General features: G+C 71.7%; 18 protein-coding genes. 13 read left to right on the forward strand and 5 right to left on the reverse strand.

The window, feature by feature from the left end:
• The first annotated feature begins 95 nt into the window (after positions 1-95).
• The 3 genes from ACFC02_RS11245 to ACFC02_RS11255 all read left to right on the forward strand — a co-directional run bounded on the left by ACFC02_RS11245 (position 96) and on the right by ACFC02_RS11255 (position 2908).
• Positions 96-782, forward strand: coding sequence for a response regulator transcription factor (locus ACFC02_RS11245; protein ID WP_376355289.1), 687 nt, complete (start codon positions 96-98; stop codon positions 780-782).
• Positions 775-2286: a sensor histidine kinase gene (locus ACFC02_RS11250; RefSeq protein ID WP_376355291.1), complete on the forward strand. Its 1512-nt coding sequence runs from the start codon at positions 775-777 to the stop codon at positions 2284-2286. Before ACFC02_RS11245 ends, ACFC02_RS11250 begins: the two co-directional genes overlap by 8 nt.
• A 334-nt stretch (positions 2287-2620) precedes the next feature.
• Complete coding sequence (locus tag ACFC02_RS11255) at positions 2621-2908, forward strand: hypothetical protein (protein ID WP_376355293.1); 288 nt, start codon at positions 2621-2623, stop codon at positions 2906-2908.
• 174 nt (positions 2909-3082) lie between these two features.
• Here ACFC02_RS11255 and ACFC02_RS11260 read toward each other — a convergent pair whose 3' ends face one another.
• A complete protein-coding gene (locus ACFC02_RS11260; RefSeq protein ID WP_376355295.1) occupies positions 3083-3355 on the reverse strand; it encodes a hypothetical protein in 273 nt (90 codons plus the stop codon).
• Between the two features lie 405 nt (positions 3356-3760).
• Between ACFC02_RS11260 and ACFC02_RS11265 the strand changes: the two genes are divergently transcribed.
• Complete coding sequence (locus tag ACFC02_RS11265; RefSeq protein ID WP_376355297.1) at positions 3761-4339, forward strand: carboxymuconolactone decarboxylase family protein; 579 nt, start codon at positions 3761-3763, stop codon at positions 4337-4339.
• Positions 4336-5196 (forward strand): RNA polymerase sigma-70 factor, encoded by an 861-nt coding sequence (locus tag ACFC02_RS11270; protein ID WP_376355299.1) that lies wholly within the window; start codon positions 4336-4338, stop codon positions 5194-5196. Before ACFC02_RS11265 ends, ACFC02_RS11270 begins: the two co-directional genes overlap by 4 nt.
• Positions 5197-5275: 79 nt before the next feature.
• On the opposite strand, the gene ACFC02_RS11275 is transcribed toward ACFC02_RS11270, so the two are convergent.
• Complete coding sequence (locus ACFC02_RS11275; RefSeq protein ID WP_376355301.1) at positions 5276-6121, reverse strand: alpha/beta fold hydrolase; 846 nt, start codon at positions 6119-6121, stop codon at positions 5276-5278.
• Between the two features lie 92 nt (positions 6122-6213).
• On the opposite strand from ACFC02_RS11275, the gene ACFC02_RS11280 reads away from it, so the two are divergent.
• Positions 6214-7158 carry a LysR family transcriptional regulator gene (locus ACFC02_RS11280; protein WP_376355303.1) on the forward strand — a complete coding sequence of 315 codons (945 nt, stop codon included), beginning with the start codon at positions 6214-6216 and terminating at the stop codon, positions 7156-7158.
• A 75-nt stretch (positions 7159-7233) separates the two neighbouring features.
• Here the strand turns inward: ACFC02_RS11280 and ACFC02_RS11285 are convergent, their stop codons facing one another.
• Positions 7234-7536: an STAS domain-containing protein gene (locus ACFC02_RS11285; RefSeq protein ID WP_376355386.1), complete on the reverse strand. Its 303-nt coding sequence runs from the start codon at positions 7534-7536 to the stop codon at positions 7234-7236.
• A 210-nt stretch (positions 7537-7746) separates the two neighbouring features.
• Here ACFC02_RS11285 and ACFC02_RS11290 point away from each other — a divergent pair, with 210 nt between their 5' ends.
• Both ACFC02_RS11290 and ACFC02_RS11295 read left to right on the forward strand, forming a co-directional pair.
• Positions 7747-8106 carry a helix-turn-helix transcriptional regulator gene (locus ACFC02_RS11290; RefSeq protein ID WP_376355305.1) on the forward strand — a complete coding sequence of 120 codons (360 nt, stop codon included), beginning with the start codon at positions 7747-7749 and terminating at the stop codon, positions 8104-8106.
• Positions 8107-8315: 209 nt separating this feature from the next.
• Positions 8316-8471 carry a DUF6131 family protein gene (locus ACFC02_RS11295; RefSeq protein ID WP_360976595.1) on the forward strand — a complete coding sequence of 52 codons (156 nt, stop codon included), beginning with the start codon at positions 8316-8318 and terminating at the stop codon, positions 8469-8471.
• Between the two features lie 310 nt (positions 8472-8781).
• On the opposite strand, the gene ACFC02_RS11300 is transcribed toward ACFC02_RS11295, so the two are convergent.
• The gene (locus ACFC02_RS11300; RefSeq protein WP_376355308.1) at positions 8782-9324 is read right to left on the reverse strand and encodes a DUF4232 domain-containing protein; all 543 of its coding nucleotides are present in this window, start codon (positions 9322-9324) and stop codon (positions 8782-8784) included.
• Between the two features lie 431 nt (positions 9325-9755).
• Here ACFC02_RS11300 and ACFC02_RS11305 point away from each other — a divergent pair, with 431 nt between their 5' ends.
• The 3 genes from ACFC02_RS11305 (at position 9756) to ACFC02_RS11315 (ending at position 14595) form a co-directional block, all read left to right on the forward strand.
• Positions 9756-10796, forward strand: a complete 1041-nt coding sequence (locus ACFC02_RS11305) for a LacI family DNA-binding transcriptional regulator (RefSeq protein ID WP_376355310.1) — start codon at positions 9756-9758, stop codon at positions 10794-10796.
• 235 nt (positions 10797-11031) lie between these two features.
• The gene (locus tag ACFC02_RS11310; RefSeq protein ID WP_376355312.1) at positions 11032-13485 is read left to right on the forward strand and encodes a protein kinase; all 2454 of its coding nucleotides are present in this window, start codon (positions 11032-11034) and stop codon (positions 13483-13485) included.
• Between the two features lie 663 nt (positions 13486-14148).
• Positions 14149-14595, forward strand: coding sequence for a hypothetical protein (locus ACFC02_RS11315; protein ID WP_376355314.1), 447 nt, complete (start codon positions 14149-14151; stop codon positions 14593-14595).
• A gap of 44 nt (positions 14596-14639) precedes the next feature.
• Here ACFC02_RS11315 and ACFC02_RS11320 read toward each other — a convergent pair whose 3' ends face one another.
• Positions 14640-15290: a CatB-related O-acetyltransferase gene (locus tag ACFC02_RS11320; protein WP_376355316.1), complete on the reverse strand. Its 651-nt coding sequence runs from the start codon at positions 15288-15290 to the stop codon at positions 14640-14642.
• A gap of 143 nt (positions 15291-15433) precedes the next feature.
• Here ACFC02_RS11320 and ACFC02_RS11325 point away from each other — a divergent pair, with 143 nt between their 5' ends.
• Both ACFC02_RS11325 and ACFC02_RS11330 read left to right on the forward strand, forming a co-directional pair.
• Positions 15434-15775 (forward strand): PadR family transcriptional regulator, encoded by a 342-nt coding sequence (locus tag ACFC02_RS11325; protein ID WP_376355318.1) that lies wholly within the window; start codon positions 15434-15436, stop codon positions 15773-15775.
• A complete protein-coding gene (locus ACFC02_RS11330; protein ID WP_376355320.1) occupies positions 15772-16110 on the forward strand; it encodes a hypothetical protein in 339 nt (112 codons plus the stop codon). The genes ACFC02_RS11325 and ACFC02_RS11330 overlap by 4 nt, the downstream gene beginning before the upstream one ends.
• The last annotated feature ends 175 nt before the right edge of the window (positions 16111-16285 follow it).

Raw genomic sequence — 16285 nt, forward strand, 5'->3', positions numbered from 1 at the left:
GTCGGCTGGACGCGGACACCGTGCGCCGACGCTCCTGAAGCCCCGCTGAAGCCACCTGAAAATCGCTTCAGGAAGGGTCTGAGACCCTGAAGGGCATGCGCCTGCTGATCGTAGAGGACGAAAAACGCCTCGCCACCGCCCTCGCCCGTGGCCTGGCCGCCGAGGGCTTCGCCGTAGACCTCGCCCACGACGGTGTCACCGGTCTGCACATGGCGCAGGAACAGGACTACGACCTGATCGTGCTGGACATCATGCTGCCCGGGCTGAACGGCTACCGGATCTGCGCCCAACTGCGGGCGGCCGAGGACGACACGCCCATCCTGATGCTCACCGCCAAGGACGGCGAGTACGACGAGGCCGAGGGCCTGGACACCGGCGCCGACGACTACCTGACCAAGCCGTTCTCCTACGTCGTGCTCCAGGCCCGCATCCGGGCCCTGCTGCGCCGGCGTACCCGCGCCGGCAGCACGCTCGTCCGCATCGGCGACCTGACCGTCAACCCCGGTGCGAAGCGGGTGGAACGGGCCGGGACCGACATCACGCTGACCGCCAAGGAGTTCGCCGTCCTGGAACACCTCGCGCTGAACGCCGGGCAGGTGGTGTCCAAGGCGGACATCCTCGATCACGTGTGGGACTTCGCCTACGACGGCGACCCCAACATCGTCGAGGTGTACATCAGCGCCCTGCGCCGCAAGATCGACGCCCCGTTCGGGCAGCGCTCCATCACCACGGTCCGCGGCGCCGGCTACCGGCTGGAATCCGACGGCGGCCGTCATGCCTAGGCCCTTCGCCTCGGTACGCGCCCGGGCCGCGCTCGCCGCCACACTGGTCGTGTCCGTCGCCCTGGTCGCCGCCGGTATCGCGCTCGTCACCGTACTGCGCCACAACCTCGTCGACCGGGCCGGCCTGGAGTCGGAGGTCACCGCCCGTACGGTGGCCGGCTCCCAGGCCGCGCTGCACGGGAACTTCGGCTCACTGAACCTGCCCGAGGACGACGGCCACCCCGTCCAGGTCGTCGGCTCCCCCGGGAAGGTCCTGGCCGCCGGTGACGACCTGCACGGACACGGCCCCCTCACCGACTACGCCCCCGCCCCGGCCCCCAGAGGCACCGCCGCCCCGAGCCGTTCCTCCGACGGCAGCGACGACGACCACCATCACGACGACCATACGCAGGACGACAAGGACAACAGCAACGACAACAAGAACGACGGCAACGACGGCGACGGCAGCCCGGCCCGGGGCAAGGTCGGCACGGACGTGGACCACAAGACCCTCGCCCTGAAACTCGGCGACGACTTCCACGACTACGCCTTCGCCGCGGTGCGGGCAACCACCTACGACGACCGCACCTACACCGTCTACGCCGGCACCTCGCTCGAGGACTCACAGGCCACCCTCGGTCAGGTCATCCAGGCCATGCTGATCGGCCTGCCCTTCCTGCTGGCCGTCGTCGCGGCCGTCACCTGGCTCGTCACCCACCGGGCGCTGCGCCCGGTGGAGGGCATCCGCGCGGAGATGGCCGAGATCACCGGCAGCGGCGACCTGGCCCGCCGGGTCCCCGAGCCCGCCTCACGCGACGAGATCGCCCGTCTCGCCCGCACCACCAACGCCACCCTCGCCGCGCTGGAACAGTCGGTCGAACGCCAGCACCGCTTCGTCGCCGACGCCTCCCACGAACTGCGCAGCCCCATAGCGTCCTTGCGTACCCAGCTGGAAGTCGCCGAACAGCACCCCGAACTCCTGGACACCGCCGATCTGCACCAGGACGTCGTACGACTCCAGCACCTGGCCGCCGACCTGTTGCTGCTCGCCCGCCTCGACGCCGGGGAACGCGCCACCGGCACGCTGATCGACCTCGCCGCGCTCGTACGGGAGGACGTAGCCCGGCGGGCCACGATCGACCGCATCACCCCAGCCGTCACCCTCGACGACACCACACTCGAAGTGAAGGGCAGCCGAACCCAGCTGTCGCGCGTCCTGTGCAACCTGCTCGACAACGCCCAGCGGCACGCCGCCACGTCCGTCGCCGTGACCGTGCGGGCCGTGGGCGGCACGGTCGTGTTGAGCGTTGCCGACGACGGCCACGGCGTCGTCCCGGCCGACCGTGAGCGCGTCTTCGAACGCTTCGTCCGCCTCGACGAAGCGCGCACGCGCGACGAGGGCGGCGCCGGCCTCGGCCTGGCCATCGCACGCGACGTCGTCCAGCACCACGGCGGCACCCTCACCCTGACCGACGCTCCCGACGGCGGCGCCGACTTCCAGGTCAGGCTCCCCCTCGCCCACTGACGTCCGGTGGCCGCTGCGGAATGTGCCGCTCCGGGCACTGCTCCACCTTTGCCGACATCGGCTGCCCGGCCCAGCCCGACCAGCCTGGTCCCCCACGAAGGTGACCGTGTTCGGACAGTGTCGCGAACCCGACCTGAAGCCGGCTTCAGGTGACTTCAGCCTGGCTTCAGGAAGTCTCCGGCACGGTGGGTCCCGTCCGAACACACCGTGCCGGCAGGCCCCGAGGACGACAGTCAGCCCACGTGCAGGACGAAGGACTCACAGGCCCGGGCATCCTCGCGTCGCGGCCCGGGGCCCGGGGCCACCGGAATACAACTGATCGGCAGGAGACACCATGAGCAATTCCACGCGCCTTCAGACGGAAACCCACGAACTGACGGAGGGGACCGCAGAGCAGTTCGAGCTGCGCAGCGCACCGCTCGACCCGAAGGCGGTGGCGAACCTCGCCGAAGTACGGGTGCCGATCCCCCGGTCCATCCTCCTCGGCAGGGTGGCGGTGCCCCCCGGAGACCCTCGCGGGGCAACCGATCACGCGCTCTACCTCACCCCTGGCGGCTACGCCTACCGGGTCACGAACTACCTCGGTGGCCGACGCGCCAACGGCGGTTCCTCCCCCCGGTAGCCTCATGACGACGCCGGCGTGAGCTGCGGCAGGGCCGGGAGCACCGTGGACGCCGTCGCCGAGGACCAGCACCTCCCGGCGAGGTCCGGCGTCCTCGGGGGCGGGGCGGGAAAGCGAGCCGCGCGGCGTGGAACGACTCCCGGTCCGCCGCGCGGCTGCTCTGCCTGTCCGGGCCTATCCCCAGTAGCCGCCGACGGGCTGACGGACCCACAGTTCCGTGTGGTTGCTGCCTCCGCAGTAGAACCAGTAGGGGCCACTGCCGTTGCGGGGGTAACCCCACCAGTCGTTGTTCCCGTTCGCCTGGTTCTGGCAGGACTTGCCCGCGTTCATGTTCCGGGGGATGTTCACGTAGCTCGTGGCGGACGCCGATCCCATGCCCAGGGCGATCGTGGCGCCGATCGTAGCGGTCAGGACGGCGATCGACGCCGTCCGGTGCTTCATGCTCATGTCTTCCAACCTCAATACCTGTCGCAGCCGCACATATGTGCAGCTGCCATGTACACGAGGGCGGAAGCCTGAAAGGTTCATCGAGGCGCTGCCTGTCGTGGTCCCCGAGGGGGCACGTCCCGTCCGACCGGGCCCGCGAGGCCGTCCCAGGACGAGTACGAGTCTGCCGCGCCGGGCCGGCGGGACCGGCTGAGTTCGCCCGCCTCCTGGATCTGGTCGAGCGGGTGGGTGCGGGCGGCCGGGACGGCCCGGACACCCTCGCCCGCCGGCACGGCCCGGCGAGCTGACATCAGGTCGTCGCCTGGGCGCCGGGCTTTCCCGGGGCGGCGGCGGTGTCACATGCGGGGGCCGGGCGGTGTCTTCATGCCGAACGACCCCACAGGGACGCGTACAAGGAGAGGCATCATGACACCGCGCCTACCGAAGGCCGAGCTTCCCGCCGAGCTCAAGGAGACCATGATCAAGCAGCTGGGCGTGGTGCCCGAGAACGTCGAAGTGCTGTGGCACAGCCCCCAAGTCACGCAGGACAACCTGGCGTTCGGGGCCAAGGTGGGGGGCTGGGACGCGGTCGACCCGACTCTGAAGTCGTTCGCACACATGGCCGTCGCGGCGCAGGTCGGCTGCAGCTGGTGCCTGGACGTCGGCTACTTCCAGGCGCGGAACGAGAACCTGAACCTGGTCAAGGCGAGCCAGGTGCCGCGTTGGCGAGAAGCGGACGTGTTCACGGCGCTGGAGCGTGACGTGATGGGGTACGCCGAGGCGATGACGAACACGCCGCCGACCGTCACCGACGAGCAGTACGCCGCCCTACTTGAGCGGCTCGGGACGAAGGCGATGGTGGAACTCACCGCGTTCATCGCCTACGTCAACCTGGCGACCAGGGCCAATGTGGCGAACGGGGTCACCTCCCAGGGCTTCTCCGACGCCTGTGAGATCCCGCTGGCCAAACGGCCGGCGGCGTCCGGCGCGGGGTTCACGGCATGACGGAGGACCCGTTCGTCGTCCACCGCGGCCTGCTGTTCACCGTCGCCTACGAGATGCTCGGCTCCGCGGCCGATGCGGAGGACGTACTGCAGGAGACGTGGCTGCGGTGGGCCGGCGTCGACCGGTCGCAGGTCCGCGACCCGCGGGCGTACCTCGTCCGGGCCGTCACCCGGCAGGCGCTCAACCGCCTGCGCGCACTCTCACGCCGTCGCGAGGAGTACGTGGGCGAGTGGCTGCCCGAACCTGTGCTGACCCACCCCGACGTGGCCGACGACGTCGAACTCGCGGAGAGCGTCTCCATCGCGATGCTGACCGTCCTGGAGACGCTCGGGCCGGTGGAACGCGTGGTGTTCGTGCTGCGCGAGGTCTTCGACATGCCCTACGACGAGGTGGCCGAGGCCGTGGGCAAGTCCCCCGCCGCGGTCCGGCAGGTCGCCCGGCGGGCCCGGGACCACGTCGCCGCCCGACAGCCGCGTATCAGGGTGAGCCGGTCGGAGCACAAGGCCGTGGTGGGCCGTTTCGTCGCCGCGCTGCAGACCGGGCGCGTTCAGGACCTCCTGGAGATCATGGCACCGGACGTGGTCCTCATCGCCGACGGCGGCGGGATCTCGGCCGCCGCTCCGGCCCCCGTCCACGGGGCCGAACTCGTGGCGAGGCTGCTCGCCGGCACCGACCGGGCCGCCTTCGAGACAACGGCGGTCTGTCTCAACGGCGCCCCGGCGATCCGTCTCTCGTCCGACAGCGGAGGGGCCGCGGTCAGCCTCGTCGTCGAGAACGGGCGCATCAGCCGGATCTACGCGACGTCCAACCCGCAGAAGCTGACCCGACTCGACGAACCGGCCGATCTCACCAGGTAGCCGCGGCGCGGGTGTGGCCACGTCGGGCGGCTGCGGGAAGCCGCGCTGAGCACCACCGGCAACAGGAGGCGGCCGCCGCTCACGGCAGCAGAGCCGCGGCGAGTTCGCCGGGCCGGGCTGCGAACGGGCTGTGGCTGCCGGGGAGGGTGCGCACGGTGAACGGGTTGCCGGGCACGGCCCGGTCGGCTTCCGTGATCATCAGGTCCTGCACGGCCGGCGGCAGCGCCCGGTCGTCCGCGCAGCGCAGGAAGGTCCGCGGTATTCGTCCCCACCGCGAGCCGGTCACGGTGACCGGGGTGGTGGGGACGGACAGCGGCAGATCGGTGCTCAAGGCCGAGCGCCAGCGGCCGAAGCGGTCTGGTGGCGTGTCGTGGTAGTGGGTCTGCCGCAGTTCCTCGACGTAGGCGGGATCCGGTGAGAGCGGGTTGATCCGTACGGCGCCCAGCTCTCCGGGGTCGCCGAGGCTGAGGCTCTGTCCCCGTGCCGTGGCGTTCTCGGGCGAGTCGAGGTAGTCGAAGAACCGCGGCCGCCCGGCGGGGACGAAGGCCGACAGGTAGACGATCGCGTCGACGAGTTCGGGCGCCCGCTCGGCGGCCAGTGACGCGGGGCCGCCGCCCGCGCTGTGCGCGACGAGCACGACACGGCGGTGGTGGCGGACGCGGCGCAGCGTGTCCAGCACGCTGTCGGCGCAGTCGTCCATCGTCACGGTGGCGAGCGGGGACTTCTCGGTCAGCAGGCCCGGCTGGCCGGGCAGGAGGTATCCGCTGGGCAGCGGTGCGTCGAAGCCGTGCCCCGGCAGGTCGACGGCCGTGCTCGCGGCGCCGAGTCCGGCGAGTGCGCGCTGCGTCGCCGCCCACTGGCCGGAACCGTGCCAGGCGCCGTGCACGAGGACGAAGACGGTGGTGGGCGGGCTGAGGTCTGTCATGACCGCATTCCACGTGCTCCGACCCCGGCTATCCAGTGAAAGATCTGACAAGCGGCCCTACAATACTCAGGAGATATCGAAAGGAGGCCGGCATGGAGGCGCGGCACCTGCGGTACGCCCTGGCTCTCGCCGAGCACCAGCACTTCGGCCGGGCGGCCGGTGCCCTGGGCATCGCCCAGCCTCCGCTGTCCAAGCAGATCGCCGACCTCGAACGCGAGGTGGGGGCCCGGCTGTTCGACCGCACTCGCCAGGGGGTGTTCCCGACGGCGGCGGGCGTGGCCTTCCTCGCCCGGGCGCGCAGAGCGCTCGACGAGATCACGGCGGCCTCGGTCGACGCGGCCAGGGCCGCGCGCGGCGAAACGGGCCGGCTGCGTCTGGGGTTCATCGCCTCGGCGCTCCTCGAACCCCTGCCGGCCGTCCTCGGCCGGTTCGGCCGCGAACGTCCCCGGGTACGGCTGGAGCTGCACGAGATGGCGACCAGCCGCAGCACAGCCGCCCTTGTCGCCGGTGAACTGGACGTGGCGATCACCCTCGGCCCGCCCCGGGGCGCCGGGGCCGAGCACCTGGTGTCGGTCCCGATCGGACACGATCACCTGGTCGCGGTCGTGAGCAGCACGCACGCCTACGCGGGCCGACCTTCGGTGAGCGCGGACCAGCTGCGGCGACAGCCGCTGATCGTGGCGCCCGGCGACGAGGAGCCCACCGTCATCGCCGGGTTGCGCACCCTGCTGGGCGGGGACTCTCCGGCACTGTCCGGCGCGACCGTCGCGAGGGACATCCACACGATCATCGGTCTCGCCGCCTGTGGTCTGGGGGTGGGGCTGGGGCCCTCCCGCATGCTGGCGGCCCCACGACGGGGGACATGGTTCTGCGAGGTGAGCCCGCGCACCCCTCTGCCCGACCTGATCCTGTCCTTCGCCGACCGCGAACGTTCCCCCGTGCTGAACGCCTTCCTCGACGTCATCCGCCAGAACTGCCCCGACGTCGGCGCCGCACTCGACCACCGCCTCGGCCCCCGGCCCGTGGACGGCCCCTGACCCGCGTCCCGCGTGGCAGCCACCCGGCCGGCCCGCCACGCTCGGGGCCATCCACCCCTCTCACCGCCTCCGACCCTAGGCGCCCACGGCGTCCTCCACCGTCGCCCGGGTCTCGAGGACCGTGTCGGCCCCCGTGATCTCCAGGAGCCGCCGAAGCTGGGGTGGCGGCGCGGCGACGCGCAGGGGGACCGACCGGTGGGTGAGGAGTATCAGATTGAGCAGCGACGAGTCGGCGAACGTGACACTGGAGGCATCCAGGACCACACGGGGATACTTCCCGGCGGCGACGGCCAGCGCGGTCTCCAGGGGCGTGATCGAGTGCCTGTCGTAGGCGCCGTGCGCGACGACGACCCAGGCTCCCCGCAGTTCGTACTGCATCACCGCGGCCCCCGCCGAAGCGCGTCCGCCGGGCTGCTTCGGCGCTTGCCCGCCATTCCCGGCAGCGCCCGTCATGTCGGGCATCAGGACCTCATCCCCAGGCACCTTCGAGCTCCTTCTGTCGCCCCCTCGAGGGAGCCAGTCAGCGATTGCACGAAAAGTATGTCACGTATCTGGGTTCGGGCAATGACGTGATCTAAGATGCTGTGCATGGTCGCAGTGCCCGAATCCCACACTGGCTGGACGTTCATCACCAACCACGCGCGCGTACTGGCAGCCATCGCCGACAACCCGAACGTCCGGATCCGTGACATCGCCGCCCACTGCCGGCTGACGGAGCGCGCCGTCCAGCGGATCATCTCCGACCTGGAAGAGGACGGTTACCTCTCCCACACCCGCGACGGACGCACGAACACCTATCGCATCGAGCCGGACAAGGTGCTGCGCCACCCGGCAGAGGCCGGCCTCTCCGTGGCCTCGCTGCTGTCCCTGCTGGTGCGCGACGAGACCGAACGCGTCACCAATCCGACGCCCCGCTCGCCGCGCATGGCGAATGCCAACGGTTCGTAGCAGGGCCTCGCCGGACCTGTCTCGATCTTGCCGTTCCGTTGCGGGCAAGGCCTGATCCGCCGGACACCGACAAGGACAGGGGACACTGCCTCACCTGGAGTATGAATACGATTTGTCCGGGTATCACCCTATTGGGGAGGAATCGGCGCCGCCGCACCAGGCGCTGCCATCAGCGGACGCCACGCCGTCCGCCCGGAGAGGAGGGCACCATGATCGCCCTTGGCGTCATCCTGCTCATCGTCGGGTTCATCCTGCACATCGGCATCCTGTGGACGATCGGGATCATCCTGCTCGTCATCGGGCTCATCCTGTTCCTCCTCGGCTCCGTCGGACACGCGGTCGGCGGTCGGCGCCACTACTGGTAGGCGCCACTGCTGCGGGCCGGGATCGGGAGTCGGAGCCCGTTCGGGCCGCGGACGCGGCTCGTACGGTTGCTGTACGTCCGGCGGCCGGGCGCTGTGGCCGGGGTGCCCAGGAGTGCGGCGCTGAAGCCGTGAGCTCTGCTGCTCCTCCGGCACGACGGACGCGGACCGGGCGGTCACGCGAGGTCCGGGGCCGGTGCGTGCCCGAGGGCCGCGGCGGTCAGCCGAAAGGTCACGGCCCCGGCCCCGGCCCCGGCCCCGGCATACGATCGACGCCGTTCGCTACCTGGTCAAGGGCGTCGTGCCCAACCGGTCACAGTCCGACCGGGTTGAGGTAGCTGGCCGGGTGGGTGGCACCGTCCTGCTTGAGGATCTGGCCACCGAACGGCCACTTCAGAGTGAAGTGCTGCGTCTCGTTCGGCGGTGTGACGAGGAACTTCGCCGGAACGAACTTCTCCTTCTGCGGCGTGGCCCTGGCCACCGGCAGCAGGGTGATGCTGAAGTCCACCGTGGCCCCGCGCTCCAGGATCAACTTCACGGGCTTCTTGGAGGAGCGCACCAGCGACCAGGTGCCGTCGCTCTTCTGAGCACCGATCATGTCGACACCGGCAAAGCCGGAGAGGGAGCAGGTGCGCTTGCTCCGGTTGGTGAACCAGACGTACGCCTGGGTCTGCTTCTTGGTCTGCCCCATCTCCGGCCTCGCGTCCTCCCCCGTGGCGAAGCCGGCCTTCAGGTCCGCGGTGTGGCAGCGGGTGGGTCCGGTTTTGGCGGTGGCGGCCGAGGCCGGGACGGCGGTTGCGGCGGTGCCGGCGACGACGACGGCCGCCAGGGCCACAGCGGTCAGCTTGCTCTTCATGAGTTTCGGTTTCCCCTCGGATGTGTAGCGGCCACGCGAGGTCAGTGCGCGCCTACGCTCCTGAAGATGGGCGATACCCGGGGGTGGTTCGGTGTGCCGGGAACCGTTTTTCGGCGGCCGGGCTCCCGACGGGGCCCGTACGGAAACCCGTTCGGCGCGGGCCGTCGCGGCGTCGTGAGGAGGAGGAGCGGGGAGGACGACCGTGCCGGCCCACGCCCCGGCTCGGCCCGAGCCGGCGAGGCCTGGTTCAGGCAGCCACACGTGTTCGACGGGCGGCCGTACAGCCCTCTGGCGGCGGCCCTGGACGACCCGCGGAGCAGCACTCGGTCCTCCTCACTCCCCGCCGGGCGCGCCTGCGCGGCCGGCTCGCCGGTGAGGCCATTGGGCAGAATGGGGGCGGCGGTTGGCAGACGGTGAGGCGGGAGACGGGTATGGCGGGCGACGGCGGTCCGGTGACACTGCGCGGGATCGCGGAAAGGCTGGGACTGCACGTATCGACGGTCTCCCGAGTCCTCAACGGGCCGACCGGCGAACAGGGCCGCGCGGCATCGGGCGAGACGGCGCGACGGATCCGGGATCTGGCCGAGGAACTCGGCTATCGGCCCAACCCGCACGCCACGAGCCTGCGCACGCGGCGCAGCAACCTGATCGGGGTGCTCTTCCCCCGGCTGTCGGAGATCGTGGTGGCCACCATCTACGAGGGGGTGGAGGAGGAGGCGACCCTGCGGGGCCTGTCCGCTTTCGTCACCAACACCCATGACGACCCCGCCACGCAACGCCGGCGCATCCAGATGGTGCTGGGACGCCGGGTGGACGGCCTCGTCATCGGCGACGCGCACCTGGACGGGGCCGCGCTGGCCGACCCGGCCCTGGACGGCACGTCGTTCGTGCTGGTCAACCGCCGCACGGACGCCGGCCACCTGTCGGTCACCTGCGACGACCGCCTGGGCGGGCGGCTCGTGGCCGAGCACTTCCTGTCCCTGGGCCACCGCCGGGTGGCCGTCGTCGCCGGTGAACCCTTCGCGAGCACGGGCACCGACCGCACCACCGGCTTCACCGACCGCTACCGCGAGGCCGGTCTGCCCGTGTCCGACCACCGGGTGCGGCACTGCCGTTTCGACACGTCCGGCGGGCACGGCGCCGCCGTCGCGTTGCTGAGCGGTCCCGACCGGCCGACCGCGATCTTCGCCGTCAACGACCTCGCGGCGATCGGAACCATCGGTGCGGCCCGGGACCTGGGCCTGCGGCTGGGCGAGGACCTGGCGCTGGCCGGCTTCAACGACACCCCCCTCGCGGCGGAACTCCCCGTCCCGCTCACCAGCGTCCGCTCCCCCATGGCCGAACAGGGCAGACGCGCCGTGCAACTGCTGCTCCGCCGTATCGCGGGCGAGACCGTCGCCTCGGAGACGCTCACGCCCCGTCTCGTGGTCAGGGCTTCCTCGGGTGCGCCGATAGGCACGAGTCTGCGGTGAACGGCGTGCGGTGAGCCGCCCGGCCATCTCCACCGCGGGTCCCGGCCATCTCCACCGCGGGTCCCGGCCATCTCCACCGTGGGTCCCGGCCACCTCCGACGCGGGTCCCGGCCACCTCCGACGCGGGTCCCGGCCGACACCGGTCGGCGTGGTTGCCCAAACGATTGGCGCAAACGATTGGGTAGAGCATACTGACCACTCGACACGCGTCCGCCCGCGGCAAGGGGGTAGCTCGGTGAAGTGGTTCGATCGACGGCGCGAGACGGCACCGGGGTCCCGCGCGCCGCAACGGCAGGTGTTCGTCGCATCGTTACGGGAAGGCAGCCGAGCGGCTGAGGCGACGGCCCGTCTGGACGGCCCGGCGGCGGCCGCCGAACGCTACGAGTCACTGGTCGCGGAAGCCGAACGGGTCCTGGGCGCGCAGGACCCCGACACCCTGGCGCTGCGGCACCAACTGGCTCACTGGACAGGGGAGTCCGGTCGACCGGAGGCCGCCGTACGGCTGTTCGCCCGGCTTTCGGCCGACCGGGAGCGGGTGCAGGGACCGCGCCACCGCGACACCGAACTGGCCAGGCATCAACTGGCCCACTGGCACGGCCGTGCGGGCCATCCCGAGGAAGCCGCCCGCCGCTACGAGAGCATGCGCCGCTCGGCCGAGCGGGAGAACCGCACCGAGACCGCGCTCACCTTGCTCTGCGAGGTGGGGTACTGGCAGCAGAAGAGCGGTGACAACGCGGCGGCGCTGCGCGCGTTCTCCGAGATGCTGCGGAGGGCGCAACAGGAACTGGGCCCCCGCCACCAGCTCGTCAGCATCGCCCGTCAGCGCTACGCCGAGGTCGCCGACGAACTCCCGTTCGGCAACGAGGGCGGCGACGAGGGACTGCGCGACCTGCTCGCGACGGCTGCCGCGGTCGAAGCCGCAGGAGACCTCCCGCGTGCGGGCCGTATGTACGGCAAGATAGCCACCCGGTACGAACAGCTCCACGGACCGGCCGCCCCCCAGACCCTCTCCGCCCGCGTCGCGCAGGCGAAGGCGATGGTGGGAGCCGGGGACTACGAGGCGGCTGTCCACTGTTTCGGCAAGGTGCTCGTGTGCATGGAACTCCAGGGCCGGGGCCCGGGAACGCCGGAGTACGACGTCCTGAGCGGACAGCGCGACCAACTCGCCCGGATGGCCCGGCGCACGGTGCTCCGTGTCGCGGAGCGGACCGCGACGTTGCTGGGCGAGGTGGTGCAGGCCGCGGCCGGGACGGCATGCGCGGTGCTGGCACGCCGGTCCGACGCGTCCCACGCGACCCACCTGGCGGTCGTGAACGACGATCCCGAAGAACTGACGTGGCACGCTTGGCCCGCGGAGCGATGGGCGGCCGTACTGGGGGAGCTGAGCGGGCAGGGGCACGACGCGGCGGCCCTCTGCTTCGCCCGCGCCGACCTGCGGCCGAGGCCTGAGGAGATCGCCCTGTGCGAGCGGCTGGGGCTACCGGGCGTCTACGTCTCCCGCCTCGGCGACGCGAACGTGCGGATGGAGGCGTACGTCTTCCACGCGGGCGAACCGGTGGCGGCGCATCTCGTGGTGGTGAAGGACGAGCAGCCCGCGGCGGCCGAACGGGACCCGCGCAAGCGGCTGCCCACGGGCACCGCGGACGGCCGGATCGCGGTGCACCCGGAGGCCGCGGCCATCGGGACCTGGCGGGAGATGGAACGGGCGCGGCCCGCCGCCGGAGCGGACCGTCCACCGGCCTTCGGTGCCTACGAGGTGCTGGAATGCGTCGGCGAGGGCGGCTTCGGGCGTGTCTACCTGTGCCAGGATCCCGACGGGCTGATGGTCGCCGTCAAGACACTGCACGCGCACCTCGCGGCGGCTCCTGCGATCAAGCGGGGTTTCGCCCACGAGGTGCAGGCCGCACGGCGGGTGGACGGGAGGTTCACGGTGCCGGTGATCGCCTCGGACACCGACGGTGCGACCCCGTGGATGGCGGTGCCGTACGTGGCGGCCCCTTCGTTGCAGAACCTCGTCGAGCGCTGCGGACAGCTGGAGACCGGCCTGGTGCGCATGCTGGGCGCCGGCATCGCCGTCGCCCTGAGCGCCATCCATGCCGAGGGCATCGTGCACCTCGACCTCAAACCGGCCAACGTGCTGCTCACCGAGGACGGCCCACGCGTCATCGACTTCGGCATCGCCCAGATCGAGCAGCTCACCGAACCACGGCGCGGCTTCGCCGGCACCTACACGTACGCCTCCCCCGAGCAACTGCGCGAGCAACCCTCCTTCACACCTGCCAGCGACGTGTTCTCCCTGGGCACCGTCCTGGCCCGGCTCGTCCTGGGGCACAGCCCGTGGGGGCAGGACACGCCGTCCGTGGTCTCCAACATCCGCGCCGGCCTGCCCGACCTCGCAGGGCTGCCCGCTGACTTCGCGGAGGTGGTCCGGTCCTGCCTCCACCCCGATCCCCTCCGCCGGCCGACGGCTCGCGACGTGGCCGAGGCACTGGTTCCCGGTGCCGGCGCGGGCGTGATCGGCCCGCCGCCGCTGACCGAGCAGGCGCGGGCCCTCGTCGCGGAGCACACCGCCCTGCCGGCGACGCGGCACTTCCGGACGCTCGCCTACACCCGGACTCCCGACCTCGAAGCCACCGCGCCGGAGCGTCGCAGCGCGGAACGGGCCACCGATCCTGGCTGCCCGCCCTGACCGCTTTGCGCGTGGCCGCGTCCGTCGCCACACCGGCCCGAGTACGGCCGCGTGGGTGCCCCTCGCGGAGTGGCGCTCCGCCGGCGCGTGGGAGCGTGGTCCGCATGGCGTGCCGGTTCTGTCAGCTTGCTCACGGCTCCGGGAGGCGGGAAGAGGTCGGCCCCGACACGGTGGTGACCTCCTCGGTCGGCGCCGTGGCGGTGGCACCCGACGGCCGGCCGGTCGTGGCCCACGACTCGGAGGTCACGGTCCTGGCCGGAGGGGACTGATGTCCGCGGCGTGGTGAAGACGCGCGCCGCGCGTCGACGAGGCGCACACCTGCGGACGTATGCGCTGAGGACGCGCAAACTGAGGACGCGCAAGCTGAGGACGCGCGCACGGAAGACGTGCGCGCTTCACCGCGCCGCAGGCAGAGGCGGCGGAGGAACCCGCGTCGTTCCGAGGCGCCCCCCGGCGCTGCGCCGTCCGGGGGACGCCTCGGCATCAGCCTGTGCGCTCGGTGGTAGGCCTGGCCGGTGTCCGGACGCGTCAGCGTGGGTCCCCGGTCACTCAGCCGACGATCAGGAGCGCAGAATGCCCTCAGCCCCCACGTCCCGGCCCTCCCACAGCCGCCGACGCCTCCGTCTGCGGGAACGCTGGCACAGGGCACTGTACGACCACACCGTGCCCACCCAGCGCTCGCTCATGGCGGCCTGGGTCGGCTTCGGCTGCACCTTCGGGGCGGCACGGCTGATCACCCACGGCATCCGGGGCGGCTGGCTGCCCTGGGGGAACGTCTCCGCCGGCCGGACACACCTGCACCACTACAACTTCGGTATCGCCACACTCGCGGGCGTCGGGCTGGTGGCTGTCCGCGGCGACCAGCCCTATGTCGGCCACCCCGGGATCGGCGCCCTGTACGGCGCGGGTTCGGCACTGGTCGCCGACGAGTTCGCCCTGCTGCTCGATCTCAAGGACGTGTACTGGGCCAAACAGGGACGCGTGAGCGTGGACGTCTCCCTGGGCATCCTGAGCGCACTGGGCCTCTACCTGACCGCCGTGCCGTTCTGGCACGAGATCACCAAGGCCACCCGCGACCACCTCCGCGAGCGTCCCGCCGCTGCGACCTGACGCGGACGACCGACCCGGAAGGGCAGTCGCACCCCGCAACGACGTCAACCCTGCGGAGTGCGCGGGGCGGCGGTCTCCAGTTCGGCGACGCTGCCCGACATGATCGTCCGCACATGTTCGGTGATGTGCTCCGCGGGCCAGTCCCACCAGGCCACCGCCAGCAACCGGGCGACGTCCCGGGCGTCGTAGCGGGTGCGGACGAGGCGGGCCGGGTTGCCGCCGACGATGCCGTAGGCGGGTACGTCCGCGGTGACGACGGCACCGGCGCCGATGATCGCGCCGTGTCCGATCCGTACGCCGGGCATGATCGTCGCACCGTGACCGAACCAGACGTCATTGCCGACGACGGTGTCCCCTCGGTTCGGCAGACCGGTGAGCAGGTCGAAGTGTGCGGCCCAGGAGCCGCCCATGGTGGGGAAGGGGAAGGTCGAGGGGCCGTCCATCCGGTGGTTGGCGCCGTTCATGAGGAACTTCACGCCCGTGCCCAGCGCGCAGAACTTGCCGATGACCAGCTTCTCCGGCCCGTAGTGGTAAAGGACGTTGCGGGTCTCGAACGCGGTGGCATCCTCAGGGTCGTCGTAGTAGGAGTACTCCCCGACCTCGATCAGCGGAGACTTCACCAACGGCTTGAGCAGCACCACCCTGGGCTGCTCGGGCATCGGGTGGAGGAGGGTCGGGTCCGCGGGCGCAGGCATGGGATGGATTCCTCGTCGTTGGCGGGTGATCGGGGCCCGTCCATGATCGCGCCTTGCCGGGTGGTCAAGGAACCCATTTACCAGGGCCCGCAACACGGGGCGGCCGGGCAGATATATTTCGGAGCACGATATATGCTCGTCGTATGACACGACAGAAGCCGCCCCTGACGGAGCCGCAGTACTTCATCCTCGCTGCGCTCATGGACGGACCCCTGCACGGTTACGGCATCATCAAGGCCGCCGAGCGGGCCACGGGCGGGCGGCTCCGGATCGCCGTCGGCACGCTCTACGGCGCGCTGGAGCGGTTGGAGCGTGCCGGGCTGGTGACCGCCGGCGACGAGGAGATTGTGGACGGACGGGCGCGGCGGTACTACCGGCTCACGACGGACGGCGCCGAGGCGCTCGGCCGGGAGGCGCTGCGGATGCAGCAGGCGGCGGCGCTCGTCATCGGGCGCCCGCCCGACGCCGGGGCGGCCCCGGCATGAACCGTCTGCTGCTCGCGGTCTTCCCCGGGCCCTACCGTTCCCGGCACGCGGGGAGTTGCTACGTACTGGGCGCGACACTGCTGGCCTGCGCCTGCTACGGCCTCGCGACCCGGTTGCTGCCACCGGCCGGCGCGCCGGGCGTCACACGGCACCCTCGTGCGCTGCCCGCGGCCGCCCTGGCCCTGTCAGCGGCCGGGGCACTCGTCGCCGGCGCGCGCGACGACTCCGTCACGCAATCACTGGTCTTCGCGGCAGCGGCCTTCCTGTGCTCGGTGCTGTTCTGGTGCACCACAGCGCAGCGGCCGGAGCGCGCCCCGCGCCGCGCACTGGGCTGACCACCCGGCCGGCAACTGAGGGCGTCGCCCCAGATCGCAGGCCACATCCGGGCCGGACGGCGCGGTCCGCCCGGCCCGTGCCGTGTCTCGACCGACCCTGGTCCGGGCGCGCTCGGGTTCTGCGCGCCGTGTACGGCGCGTGCCCCCGCCTCCGCCGGAGGCCCCGGCTCACGCG

This window comes from Streptomyces sp. NPDC056160, assembly GCF_042268205.1.
Lineage (GTDB): Bacteria > Actinomycetota > Actinomycetes > Streptomycetales > Streptomycetaceae > Streptomyces.

Bases quoted from the DNA above. Each gene is read 5' to 3' on its own strand.
- ACFC02_RS11245 (WP_376355289.1), top strand. From the start codon at position 96: ATGCGCCTGCTGATCGTAGAGGACGAAAAACGCCTCGCCACCGCCCTC.
- ACFC02_RS11250 (WP_376355291.1), top strand. From the start codon at position 775: ATGCCTAGGCCCTTCGCCTCGGTACGCGCCCGGGCCGCGCTCGCCGCC.
- ACFC02_RS11255 (WP_376355293.1), top strand. From the start codon at position 2,621: ATGAGCAATTCCACGCGCCTTCAGACGGAAACCCACGAACTGACGGAG.
- ACFC02_RS11260 (WP_376355295.1), bottom strand. From the start codon at position 3,355: ATGAGCATGAAGCACCGGACGGCGTCGATCGCCGTCCTGACCGCTACG.
- ACFC02_RS11265 (WP_376355297.1), top strand. From the start codon at position 3,761: ATGACACCGCGCCTACCGAAGGCCGAGCTTCCCGCCGAGCTCAAGGAG.
- ACFC02_RS11270 (WP_376355299.1), top strand. From the start codon at position 4,336: ATGACGGAGGACCCGTTCGTCGTCCACCGCGGCCTGCTGTTCACCGTC.
- ACFC02_RS11275 (WP_376355301.1), bottom strand. From the start codon at position 6,121: ATGACAGACCTCAGCCCGCCCACCACCGTCTTCGTCCTCGTGCACGGC.
- ACFC02_RS11280 (WP_376355303.1), top strand. From the start codon at position 6,214: ATGGAGGCGCGGCACCTGCGGTACGCCCTGGCTCTCGCCGAGCACCAG.
- ACFC02_RS11285 (WP_376355386.1), bottom strand. From the start codon at position 7,536: ATGCAGTACGAACTGCGGGGAGCCTGGGTCGTCGTCGCGCACGGCGCC.
- ACFC02_RS11290 (WP_376355305.1), top strand. From the start codon at position 7,747: ATGGTCGCAGTGCCCGAATCCCACACTGGCTGGACGTTCATCACCAAC.
- ACFC02_RS11295 (WP_360976595.1), top strand. From the start codon at position 8,316: ATGATCGCCCTTGGCGTCATCCTGCTCATCGTCGGGTTCATCCTGCAC.
- ACFC02_RS11300 (WP_376355308.1), bottom strand. From the start codon at position 9,324: ATGAAGAGCAAGCTGACCGCTGTGGCCCTGGCGGCCGTCGTCGTCGCC.
- ACFC02_RS11305 (WP_376355310.1), top strand. From the start codon at position 9,756: ATGGCGGGCGACGGCGGTCCGGTGACACTGCGCGGGATCGCGGAAAGG.
- ACFC02_RS11320 (WP_376355316.1), bottom strand. From the start codon at position 15,290: ATGCCTGCGCCCGCGGACCCGACCCTCCTCCACCCGATGCCCGAGCAG.
- ACFC02_RS11325 (WP_376355318.1), top strand. From the start codon at position 15,434: ATGACACGACAGAAGCCGCCCCTGACGGAGCCGCAGTACTTCATCCTC.
- ACFC02_RS11330 (WP_376355320.1), top strand. From the start codon at position 15,772: ATGAACCGTCTGCTGCTCGCGGTCTTCCCCGGGCCCTACCGTTCCCGG.